The following is an 11608-nucleotide window of genomic DNA, read 5'->3' on the forward strand; positions in this document are numbered from 1 at the left end:
GCCGGTAGGCCAGAGGGGGGCGCTGTCCCGCGGCTTATCAACCGACGGCAGCCGCATCTTCGGGAAGGTTCTTGGTTCCGTTGCAGGATGAAGAAGGTTGCGTTCCTTCACGCCCCCCTCTGCCCTGCCGGGCATCTCCCCCACGAGGGGGGAGATTGGCCAATCACTCATGCCGATGCCCGAAATGCCTTGCCGCCACCTCGACATGCGTATGCGACGCATGCGCCCCGAAACGCTCGGTCTCGCTGACATCGTTGACCGTCTCGTTCGGCCACCAGGTGCCGCCGATGGCGATGCCCTCGCAGACCAGCCGCTGATCGGCGACCAAAGACGCACCGACCGCGTCGACGAAGGTGAAGCGGCCCGGCCGCTGCCGCAGCACGGCGACGTCGCCGACGGTGCCGACCGCCAGCGTGCCCAGATCGGGCCTTGCGATCGCCCGTGCCGGCGCCTGTGTCGCGGCGCGCAAGACCTCGACCAGCGGCATGCCGAGCGCCAGCAGCTTCGACATGCAGACCAGGATATCGAAGGCCGGCCCGTCGACGCAGTAGAGATGAACGTCGCTGCTGATCACGTCGGGCGCCAGCCCTTCCTCGAGCATGGCCCGGGCAACGGCGAAATCGAAGGAACCCATGCCGTGGCCGATATCGAAGATGACGCCGCGCTCGCGCGCCAGCCGCATGTCCGGCCGCACCGCGCCGGAGGCGAACACCGGCGCATTGGGAAACGGCCGGAAGCAATGGGTGAGGACATCGCCCTTGCGCAGGCGAGGCAGCACTTCCGAGCGCCCGGGCGGCGGCTCATCGATATGCGCCATCAGCGGCAGGCCGGCCTGGTCGGCGGCCTCCAGCGCCAGGTCGACCGGAGCGATGCCGCTGGTGCCGCCGGCGTGCTTGCCGGAGCGAACTTTTACGCCGACCACGACGTCGCGGTGCTCGCGCACCGCCGCCACAACCTCGCGCGGTTCGCAGAGCCTGAGATCGCTGCACTCGCCGACCGATACCGTCTGCGAGAAGCCGAAAATGCCGGCGAAGGAAATGTTGACATAGGCCAGGATGCGGACCTTCGAGCGCTCCATGACGTGCTGGCGAAAGCCGAGGAAATTGCCTGCTCCCGCACTGCCCGCATCGATGAAGGTGGTGGTGCCGCTCTTGGCGGCCAGCCGGTCGGCATCGACGCCGAGCGAGGTGCCGCCCCAATAGACGTGGCTGTGCAGGTCGACGAGGCCCGATGTGACGATGCAGCCTGCGGCATCGACGACCTGCGCGGCGCGCTCGGCCGGGATATCGGCGTCGATCGCGGCGACCCGGCCATTGGCAATGGCGACATCGCGCGGCGCGTCGATGCCGGCCGCCGGATCGATAAGCCGTCCACCCTTCAGCAGGAGGTCGAATTGCATTGAGTCACCTCCGGTTCGTTGTTTTGCTTCTCAGAGAGGTCGGTACGCGACCGCCTCGACCTCGATCTTGATATCGATCATCAGCCGCGATTCGACCGTGCTGCGGGCCGGCGGGTTCTTCGGAAAGTGCCTCGCATAGACGGCGTTGAAGGCGCCGAAATCGCGCGCGTCTTCCAGCCAGACCGTGGTCTTGACCACATCGTCCAGGGTGCAGCCCGCGAGCGCCAGCGCGGCCCTCACATTGGCGAGCACCTGCTCGGTCTGTTCCGTTATGCCGCCCTTGACCACGATGCCGTCGCTGCCGACGGGAACCTGGCCCGAGACATAGACGAGATCACCGGCCCGCACGGCCGGCGACAACGGTACATGCGACGTTCCAAAACATTGCTTGGGCAAGGGAGGGCCTCCTCTGATGGCAGGGCGGGGTGCCGTGGCGGCGCCCGCTTCGATCGACATTTACCCCGATCGGGGCGATCCTCATAGAGGCCTTGTTGGAAAGCAACATTCTTCCAAATCCATGTTGCTTTATTACAGAAGCGCTTGCATCGTGCGCGCTGGCGGCCCGCCTTGCGGCCGCAACGCCCAGACGCATTTGCCGGACCGGAGACAGCAGGAATGACTTACGACAAGAACCCGTTTCCATCAGGCGATGCCGACCGCCACGCGCTCTGGGAAATGCTGGTTCGGCGCGACATCGACGCCTTCATCGGCCAGGACTGGCCCCTGGTCGAGGGTGATTTCGTCGCTGATAGCTTCTTCGGCATGCACGCGCATTTCCTCAGCAACGCCGATTCATGGCGGCTGCAGTTTCCGAGGCTGGAAATCTATCGCGACGAGTGGCTGCGCCAGGCCAAGGAGACCGCCGCGACCAAATTCGCCGAGCCGCTGCGCGAGGCGCTGTTTCGCGTCACCAACATGCGCGACATCGATGTCGACGGCGACCGCGCCGTGCTGCACAAGAAGTTCGACGGCTCGGTCGCCAAGGCGGACGGCAGCGTCGACAGGCTGAAATGGCAGACGCTGTATTTCTGCACCAAGGTCGCCGGCAGATGGAAGATCGCTGGCTTTGTCGGCTACATGCCGTATCCGCTCGGCGAACCCGCGACATCCTAGGAACAAGCCCGCGCCGGTGGTGGCCGCGAATTGTTGACGCAAATGTTCGCCAATCTGGTCGAGAACGCGCTGCGCCATTGTCCACCGGGCACGTCCATCAGACTGTCGGTGACGCGCCGGGGCGAGCGCGTTAGGAGCCGATCTCCCCCCTTGCGGGGGAGATGCCTGGCAAGGCAGAGGGGGGTGCTGTCCCGCCGACCTGTCGATCTACAGCGGCCACAGGGACGGGAGCAAACTGGCCGAGGCTGGCGATCCTTCACACCCCCTCTGGCCTGCCAGCCATCTCCCCCGCAAGGGGGGAGATCGGCAGCCACTCAGCGGTCGATGCGCGTCGACAGGATGATCGAAGACAGGGTCCGCTCGACCCCGTCCATGGCGCCGATCTGGTCGAGCAGCAGATCGAGATCGCGGATCGACGGCGCGTCGACGATGACGATCATGTCGAAATTGCCGCTGACCGAATGCAGGGTCCTGACTGGTGCCAGCGCGCGCAGGCCGCGCACCACCTTGTCGGCGAGTTTGGGTGTCACGGTGAGCAGCACATGCGCCCGTACCAGCCCCTGCTCATAGTCCGGCGCCAGCCGCACGCCATAGCCTATGATGATGCCGCGTTGCTCCAGCCGCTCCAGCCGGCTCTGCACGGTCGTCCGTGACACGCCGAGCCGCCGCGCCAGTTCGGCGGTCGAGGCGCGCGCGTTCTCACGCAGCAGCGAAAGCAGGGCCTGTTCGGCGTCACTGAGCATTTCAACGATTTCCGTCGGCGGATTGCGTAATCAGAGTTTCGTTTCTAACAATTCCACGCTTCTTTTCGACGGGCAAGCTGCAAAACTCATGCATGTCGCCCAAAAGTGTGCAGCGGTTTTGGGACAACGAGATGCATTAAACAAAAGATGCGAGGGATCGGTCATGAAGAAAATTGTTGTCGTCGGCGCCGGCAAGATAGGCTCGACCATTGCCGAGATGCTTGCCGCCACCGGGGATTATCAGGTCACGCTCGTCGACCGCTCGGCGGCGCAGCTAACTGCCGCCGAAATGCCGGCCACGGTTGCGACGCTGGAGCTCGACATCGAAGCCGCCGGCACGCTGGAAGCGGCCCTCGCCGGCAAGTTCGCGGTGCTGAGTGCCGCCCCCTTCCACCTGACCACGCGCATCGCCGAGGCGGCGGCAAGTGCCGGCGTGCACTATCTCGATCTCACCGAGGACGTCGTCTCGACCCGCCGGGTCAAGGAACTGGCGCGCTCGGGCAAGAGCGCCTTCATCCCGCAATGCGGCCTGGCGCCGGGCTTCATCTCGATCGTCGCCAACGACCTCGCCAGCCGCTTCGACACGCTGGAAAGCGTGCGCATGCGCGTCGGCGCGCTGCCGCAATACCCGTCCAACGCGCTGAACTACAATCTGACCTGGAGCACCGACGGCGTCATCAACGAATATTGCGAGCCCTGCGAAGCGATCGTCGAGGGCGAGCTGGTCGAAGTGCCGCCGCTGGAGGAGCGCGAGGAATTCTCGCTCGATGGCGTCACCTACGAGGCCTTCAACACCTCCGGCGGCCTCGGCACGCTGGCCGAGACGCTGAAGGGCAAGGTGCGCACGCTGAACTACCGCACCATCCGCTACCCCGGCCACGCCGCGATCATGAAGGCACTGCTCAACGACCTTGGCCTGCGCCACCGCCGCGATGTGCTGAAGGACATCTTTGAAAGCGCCCTGCCGGCGACGCTGCAGGACGTGGTCATCGTCTTCGTCACCGTCTCGGGCCGCAAGAACGGCCGCCTGCTGCAGGAGACCTACGCCAACAAGATCTACTCGAAGCGCATTGGTGATACGGTGCGCAGCGCCATCCAGATCACCACCGCTTCCGGCATCTGTGCCGTGCTCGACATGCTGGCCGACGGCAGCCTGCCGGCGACCGGCTTCATCAAGCAGGAAGACATCGCCCTCGACGCCTTCCTCGCCAACCGCTTCGGCCGCGCCTATGCGCAACACGAGATGGTTAGCCGGCTCGCGAGCTGAAGCGGCTGAGCGCCTCCCCCCTTTTGAGGGGGAAAATGGCCGGCAGGCCAGAGGGGGGTCAGTTCGACCGGATGCGACCTTCTGCGACAGATGGAGGTTGGCGATTCACGCGAGGCGACCCCCTCTGTCGCCTTTGGCGACATCTCCCCCTCAAGGGGGAGATTAGCCGTCGAGTTACTTCCGCAAGACCATCGGCCGCCCCAGCAAAAACCGGATGAAATTGCCGGCATTGCGCGAGGCCTTGGCCGAGGTCTGCGGCATCTGCTTTTGCGCGGGCGCTTTTCGGGCAGGCGCGCGCGCCTTTGTTTCGGCACCGGGCCGGCCCACCGTGAAGGCCGGCTCCGCGACCGGCTTGCCGCGCAAGACATTGGCCGCATTGTTGTCATGGATGACGATGCACCATTGAGCCTCCTTAACGGCCGTCCCGACGGTGTTGAAACGCATCGCCATCTTTGTGTGCTCGTCGCAATAGACCCCGTTCATGGCCGGCGATCTCTTTTCGACCAGCGTGCCGAAGGCCGACGTCGGATATTCATGGTGCGTGTAGCCGTTGGTCGCCGCATCGAAATTCTGGCCGTGGGGAAAGGAGATATACAGGGGCTGCTGGTTAACTTCGCCTTTGGCGATTTCCCGGCGCGCGTAAAAGTCGACCCGCTCCATGAAAGTCGGCGCCAGCGCGTCATCGCTGTCGAGCCGCGTCAGCGAAACAAATTCGGCATCCGTGTCGCTTTGGACAAACGCATTGAAGGCAATATTGTGGTTCTGGCCGGCCTCGACTAGGACCGGCCTGACGTCGATCCCGATCACACACTCGCAAACGGATCGAATGTAATTCTCGTGTATCTCGGAATCGAACCCGACCAGGACCGTGAAGCCCTTCAGCGACTGGCCCTCGAGCGAGGGCGCGCAATAGGTGTCGAACAACGCCAACCGCTCGACCAGCCACACAGGGTCGAGATTGGCTCGCCCTTTTCCAGTCCATTGGCTCGGCATGAAGCCGGTGGCGGTGTTGTAGCGAATCGCCACGTATTTCTTCAGGTCGGTGCTCATGGAGCGACATTAGAGCATGGACCCGAAAGGTGGAATCTCGGAAAACATCATACACGACATGAGATGGTGAACCGGCTGGCGGGGCTAGCGAGCTGAGCGCCTAATCTCCCCCCTTGAGGGGGAGATGTCGCCGAAGGCGACAGAGGGGGTCGCCTCGCGTAAAGCGCCAACCTCCATCTGTCGCAAGGAGGGTCGCATCCAGTCGAACCGACCCCCTCTGGCCTGCCGGCCATCTCCCCCTCAAGGGGGGAGATCACACCGTCTCAAATATGCAGCGCGTGCCCCAGCGTCTTCAGCGCTGCTTCCTGGAAGCCTTCGCCCTGGGTCGGATGGGCATGGATGGTGCCGGCGATGTCCTCCAGCCTTGCGCCCATTTCGAGCGCCAGCCCGAATGCCGCCGCCAGTTCCGACACACCCTGCCCGACCGCCTGGATGCCAAGCACCAGGTGATTGTCGGCGCGGGCGACGACGCGGACGAAACCGTCCTCGCCGAGCTTCGTCATGGCGCGGCCGTTGGCGGCGAATGGGAACATGCCGATCTTGATCTCTCCGCCGAGCGCCTTGGCCTCTTCCGGCGACAGGCCTGCCGTCACCAGCTCGGGATCGGTGAAGCAGACGGCGGGAATGGAGCGCTTGTCCCAGCTGCGTTTGTGGCCGGCGATGATCTCGGCGACCATTTCGCCCTGCGCCATCGCCCGGTGCGCCAGCATCGGCTCGCCGGTGACGTCGCCGATGGCAAAAATGCCGCGCATCGAGGTGCGGCACTGGTCGTCGATGCGGATGAATTTGCCCGCCATGTCGAGGTCTATCTGGTCAAGCCCCCAGCCTTCGGTCACCGGCTTGCGGCCGACCGTCACCAGGATCTTGTCGGCGGCGACCCTGGAGCTCTTGCCGTCCGACGTCTCGACCAGCAGCGCGTCGCCCTTGGTCCCCTTGGCCTTGGCACCGGTCATCACCTCGACGCCGAGCGCGTTGAGCCGCTTGACCACCGGTCGGGTAAGCTCTGCATCATACAGCGCCAGCACGCGCGGCAAGGCCTCGACCACGGTCACCTCGGCGCCCATTTTGGCGAAGGCAATGCCGAGTTCCAGCCCGATATAGCCGCCACCGACCACCGCGAGCTTTTTTGGAACCTCGCTTAGCGCCAGCGCCTCGGTGGACGAAATCACCGGCCCGCCGAAGGGCAGGAACGGCAGTTCGACCGGCGCCGAGCCGGTGGCGATGACGATCGCCTCGGCGCGGATCACTTGGCTACCCGTCTCGGTCTCGACCGCGACGGTCTTGCCGTCACGAAAGGTCGCCCAGCCATGCACGGTCTTCACGCCGGCCTTCTTGAGCAGTCCGGCGACGCCGCTGTTGAGCCGGCTGACGATGCCGTCCTTCCAGGCGACTGTTTTGGCAAGATCGAGCCTCGGCGTTATGACCGAGATGCCGAGCGGGCTCTTGCCGCCGGCCATATGCGAGACCTTCTCGAACTCTTCCGCCGCATGGATCAGCGCCTTGGACGGGATGCAGCCGACATTGAGGCAGGTGCCGCCCGGTTTGCCGGCTTCCACGATCACCGTATCGACGCCGAGCTGCCCGGCACGGATGGCGCAGATATACCCGCCGGGGCCGGCGCCGATGACGAGCAGCTTGCAGGAGATTTCTTTCATGGGGTCGGCGTCCTTTTAGTCAGAACTGCAAGTGACACCCTCCTGCCCGGCCTCGCGCCGCCCCTCATCCGCCTGCCGGCACCTTCTCCCCGTATAGTGACGGGGAGAAGGGGGCTGATCGTGACGCTGGCGCCGTCCCTGCAACGTTGGCGATTGGCGAAACCGCCGATGACGGCGTCTTTCTCCCCGTCACTATACGGGGAGAAATGCCCGGCAGGGCAATGAGGGGCGGCGCGGCACTGAATGTGAAGCGACCGAGAAACACGCTGAGAACGCACTACATCCCCCTCAATCCACGAAAATCAGCGCCGGCGTCTCCAGCAGCGTCTTGATGCGCTGGATGAACACCGCCGCGTCCCAGCCGTCGATGACGCGATGGTCGAAGCTGGACGACAGGTTCATCATCTTGCGCGGGATGAATTGGGTGCCGTCCCACACCGGCCGCACCATCATCTTGTTGACGCCGATGATCGCCACTTCCGGATGGTTGATGACCGGTGTCGTCGCCACGCCGCCCATGGCGCCGAGCGAGGTGATGGTGATGGTCGAGCCGGACAGCTCATCGCGCGTCGCCGTGCCGGACTTGGCCGCCTCGGCCAGCCTGACGACCTCGGTGCCGCATTCCCAGATGTCGCGCGCCTCGGCGTGCTTGACCACCGGCACCACAAGCCCCGACGGCGTCTGGGCCGCGATGCCGATATGGATGCCGCCATGCTGGTGGATGACGCCGGCCTCGTCGTCGAACAGCGAATTGAGATTGGGCTGGTCCGATATCGCCTTGACCATCGCCCGCATCAGGAACGGCAGCAGCGTCAGCTTCGGCCTCTCCACGCCCGGGCGCTTCTCCTTGTTGAGCGCGGCGCGCAAATCTTCCAGCGCGGTGACGTCGATCTCCTCGACATAGGTGATGTGAGGGATGCGCGACTTGGACAGCGTCATCTTCTCGGCGATCTTGCGCCTCAAGCCCACCACCTTGATGTCCTCGACGGCATCGTTGCGAGCGAGGCCCGGTGCCCTGGCAACCCGCGGTCCGCGTGCCAGGAAAGCCTCGATGTCCTCATGACCGATGCGGCCGGCCGGGCCGCTTCCCGCAACTTGCCTCAGATCGACGCCGGCCTCCTTCGCCCGCAGGCGAACAGCCGGCGAGGCCAGCGGCTTTTCGCCTTCGGGACGGGGGGCGCCGACAGGCCCGACAACTGCGGATGTCGGCGCAGTACCCCCACCCCTAGCCCCTCCCCACAAGGGGGAGGGGGACTCGGTCTCTACCGCCCGTATACCGGTATCTGATTCCCTGGCGCCCGTGGTTCTTGGCGCATTCTTGGATGTGGCCGACTTGGCGTCGGCCTTCGTGGTTGAAACGCGTCCCCCTCCCCCTTGTGGGGAGGGGTTAGGGGTGGGGGTGCTCTTGGCGCCCGCTTCAGCTTCTTGCGGCCCCGCACCCTCCGCATTGCCCTCGCCCGCCACCTTCAGCCGCACGATCGGCGAGCCGATCGCCACCGTGTCGCCGATCTCGGCGCCCAGCCACAGGATTTCGCCATCGACGGGGGACGGGATTTCGACCGTCGCCTTGTCGGTCATGACGGCGGCAAGCACGCTGTCCTCGCGCACGATGTCGCCGACCTTGACATGCCATTCGACGAGCTCGGCCTCGGCGACACCCTCGCCGACATCGGGCAGCTTGATGATGTGCTCGCCCATGTCAGGCCTCCATGGTTTCGATGAGAGCGCGGCCGACCCGGGCGGGACCGGGGAAATAGTCCCATTCCTGCGCATGCGGATAGGGCGTGTCCCAGCCGGCGACCCGCGCCACCGGCGCCTCCAGATGATAGAAGCAGTTTTCCTGCACCAGGGCCGACAGCTCGGCGCCGAAGCCGGAGGTCAGTGTCGCCTCGTGGACGATGACGCAGCGTCCGGTTTTTTTCACTGAAGCCACGATGGTGTCGAGGTCGAGCGGCAGCAGCGTCCTGAGGTCGATGATCTCGGCATCGATGCCGGTTTCCTCGACCGCGGCCTGCGCGACATAGACCATGGTGCCGTAGGCCAGCACGGTGATGGCAGAGCCCGCCCGCCGGATCGCCGCCTTGCCGAGCGGCACGGTGTAGTGGCCGTCGGCGACCTCGCCGAGCTCGTGCTTCGACCATGGCGTCACCGGCCGGTCGTGATGGCCGTCGAACGGACCGTTGTAGAGCCGCTTCGGCTCCAGGAAGATCACCGGATCCGGATCCTCGATCGCCGCGATCAAAAGCCCCTTGGCGTCATGCGGGTTGGACGGCACCACCGTCTTCAGGCCGGACACATGGGTGAACAGCGCTTCCGGGCTCTGGCTGTGCGTCTGGCCGCCGAAAATACCGCCGCCGGTCGGCATGCGCACCACGATCGGACAGGTGAAATCGCCGTTGGAGCGGTAGCGCAGCCGCGCCGCTTCCTGGGTCAGCTGGTCGTAGGCCGGATACATGTAGTCGGCAAACTGAATCTCCACGCACGGCTTCAAGCCATAGGCCGCCATGCCGATGGCCGAGCCGACAATGCCGGATTCGCTGATCGGCGTATCGAAGCAGCGGCTCTTGCCGTATTTGGCCTGCAGGCCTTGCGTGCAGCGGAAGACGCCGCCGAAAAAGCCGACATCCTCGCCGTACACGACGACGCGGTCGTCGCGCGCCATCGACACGTCCATGGCGTCCCGAATGGCCTCGATCATGGTGCGTCTTGGCATGGCTCAGACTCCCGCCTGCTGACGCTGGCGCCGCAGATGCGGCGGCATTTCGGCGTAGAGCCCTTCGAACATGTCGCGCGTCGACGGCTTGCCGCCGGCATGCAGCGTGCCGTGGCTTTCCGCTTCCTTCTGCGCCGCGATCACCGTGTCGAGGATCTCCGCCTCGGCCTGCGCGTGCCGCTCCTCCGACCAGACGCCGAGCGCGATGAGATGGTTCTTCAGCCGCACGATCGGGTCGCCGAGCGGCCAGGCGTCGGATTCGGTCTTCGGCCGGTAGGCGGACGGGTCGTCCGAGCTCGAATGCGCGCCGGCGCGGTAGGTGACATATTCGACCAGCGTCGGCCCGAGATTGCTGCGCGCCCGCTCCGCCGCCCATTTGGCCACCGCATGGACGGCGAGATAGTCGTTACCGTCGACACGCAAGGACGGGATGCCGAAGCCAAGGCCTCTGGCGGCGAACGTGCCCGAGCCGCCGCGCGCGATGCCCTGGAAGGTCGAGATCGCCCACTGGTTGTTGACGACGTTGAGCACGACGGGCGCCTTGTAGGTGGAGGCGAACACCAGCGCCGAATGGAAGTCGGACTCGGCCGTCGAGCCGTCGCCGATCCAGGCGGCGGCGATCTTCGAATCGTTCGAGATCGCCGAGGCCATCGCCCAGCCGACCGCCTGGATGTACTGCGTCGCCAGATTGCCGGAGATCGAGAAGAAGCCGTGCTCCTTCGACGAATACATGATCGGCAATTGCCGGCCCTTCAGCGGGTCGGCCTCGTTGGAATAGATCTGGTTCATCATCGTGACCATCGGATAGCCGTCGGCGATGAGCAGGCCGGCCTGCCGGTAGGTCGGGAAATTCATGTCGCCGGGTTCGAGCGCCTTGCGGAAGGCACAAGCCACGGCCTCTTCGCCCAGATGCTGCATGTAGAACGAGGTCTTGCCCTGGCGCTGCGCCATCTGCATGCGGGCGTCGAAGGTTCGCAGCGTCATCATGTGGCGCAGGCCCGCCAACAGCTCGTCGCTTGAAAGCAGGCCGGCCCAAGGGCCGACGGCTTCGCCGGCGCGGTTCAGCACGCGGATGATCGAGAAGGCATGATCCCGGATGGTGCGCGGATCGACAGAGATTTCGGGGCGCGGCACCGAGCCGGCCTTCGGGATCGGCACATTGGAAAAGTCAGGCGTTCCGCCCGGCCGCACTTCCGGCTCCGGAACGTGAAACCGCAACATCCCAGCATCGGCCATGACCTTTGTCCTCCAATGTTGCCTGGTGCGGATAGTTGCATATCTGCACGGCCAGACCAGTGCGAATTCGTCGGGCAAGCCTGCGCAAGTCGGTCCCGGACGCGCCGGCCGATCTAGCCTCCCGCGCACCAGGATGAAGATATGTCGCCGAAATTTCTTGTCGATGTTGGGCGGTGAAGCGCAATTAAGGGGAAGGTTGGGCTGGGTTTGTCGCCAGATAAGGCGATTTAGGGGGCAGAGCCTAGCGGCCTTCCTTCTCCCCTTGTGGGCTAGCGTGCGCACACATTTGCTTCGGGGTCAGTTTGGTTTGGCAAGGGCGAAGCCGTCTGCGATGGCGTGGAAGCGCCTGAGGCCGTTGCAGAAGGTGATGGGCCCCGGTGGTCGCTCCTTTGCATAGCCGTTCCAGCCTCCCAGACGCGCGATACACCAGGC

The 11608-nt window shown here is 65.0% G+C and carries 10 protein-coding genes; 2 read left to right on the forward strand and 8 right to left on the reverse strand.

The window, feature by feature from the left end; translation table 11 throughout:
* Positions 1–163 precede the first annotated feature (163 nt).
* Complete coding sequence (locus NKG99_RS09210; RefSeq protein WP_352866550.1) at positions 164–1399, reverse strand: amidohydrolase/deacetylase family metallohydrolase; 1236 nt, start codon at positions 1397–1399, stop codon at positions 164–166.
* 30 nt (positions 1400–1429) lie between these two features.
* Positions 1430–1795 (reverse strand): RidA family protein, encoded by a 366-nt coding sequence (locus tag NKG99_RS09215; RefSeq protein WP_352866553.1) that lies wholly within the window; start codon positions 1793–1795, stop codon positions 1430–1432.
* A gap of 219 nt (positions 1796–2014) precedes the next feature.
* Here NKG99_RS09215 and NKG99_RS09220 point away from each other — a divergent pair, with 219 nt between their 5' ends.
* Positions 2015–2512, forward strand: coding sequence for a hypothetical protein (locus NKG99_RS09220; RefSeq protein WP_352866555.1), 498 nt, complete (start codon positions 2015–2017; stop codon positions 2510–2512).
* 314 nt (positions 2513–2826) lie between these two features.
* Here the strand turns inward: NKG99_RS09220 and NKG99_RS09230 are convergent, their stop codons facing one another.
* On the reverse strand, positions 2827–3255 hold the full coding sequence (locus NKG99_RS09230) for an Lrp/AsnC family transcriptional regulator (protein ID WP_352866558.1): 429 nt from the start codon (positions 3253–3255) through the stop codon (positions 2827–2829).
* Between the two features lie 163 nt (positions 3256–3418).
* Between NKG99_RS09230 and NKG99_RS09235 the strand changes: the two genes are divergently transcribed.
* Complete coding sequence (locus NKG99_RS09235) at positions 3419–4522, forward strand: saccharopine dehydrogenase family protein (protein WP_352866561.1); 1104 nt, start codon at positions 3419–3421, stop codon at positions 4520–4522.
* 174 nt (positions 4523–4696) lie between these two features.
* On the opposite strand, the gene NKG99_RS09240 is transcribed toward NKG99_RS09235, so the two are convergent.
* The 5 genes from NKG99_RS09240 to NKG99_RS09260 form a co-directional block, all read right to left on the reverse strand.
* Complete coding sequence (locus tag NKG99_RS09240) at positions 4697–5572, reverse strand: glycosyltransferase (RefSeq protein WP_352866564.1); 876 nt, start codon at positions 5570–5572, stop codon at positions 4697–4699.
* 263 nt (positions 5573–5835) lie between these two features.
* On the reverse strand, positions 5836–7227 hold the full coding sequence (gene lpdA / locus NKG99_RS09245) for a dihydrolipoyl dehydrogenase (protein ID WP_352866567.1): 1392 nt from the start codon (positions 7225–7227) through the stop codon (positions 5836–5838).
* A 288-nt stretch (positions 7228–7515) separates the two neighbouring features.
* Complete coding sequence (locus tag NKG99_RS09250; RefSeq protein WP_352866570.1) at positions 7516–8925, reverse strand: dihydrolipoamide acetyltransferase family protein; 1410 nt, start codon at positions 8923–8925, stop codon at positions 7516–7518.
* 1 nt (position 8926) lies between these two features.
* Positions 8927–9940 carry an alpha-ketoacid dehydrogenase subunit beta gene (locus NKG99_RS09255; protein ID WP_352866572.1) on the reverse strand — a complete coding sequence of 338 codons (1014 nt, stop codon included), beginning with the start codon at positions 9938–9940 and terminating at the stop codon, positions 8927–8929.
* A 3-nt stretch (positions 9941–9943) separates the two neighbouring features.
* The gene (locus NKG99_RS09260; RefSeq protein ID WP_352866575.1) at positions 9944–11176 is read right to left on the reverse strand and encodes a 3-methyl-2-oxobutanoate dehydrogenase (2-methylpropanoyl-transferring) subunit alpha; all 1233 of its coding nucleotides are present in this window, start codon (positions 11174–11176) and stop codon (positions 9944–9946) included.
* Positions 11177–11608 lie beyond the last annotated feature (432 nt).

Source organism: Mesorhizobium sp. M1409, assembly GCF_040317535.1.
Taxonomy (GTDB): Bacteria; Pseudomonadota; Alphaproteobacteria; order Rhizobiales; family Rhizobiaceae; genus Mesorhizobium.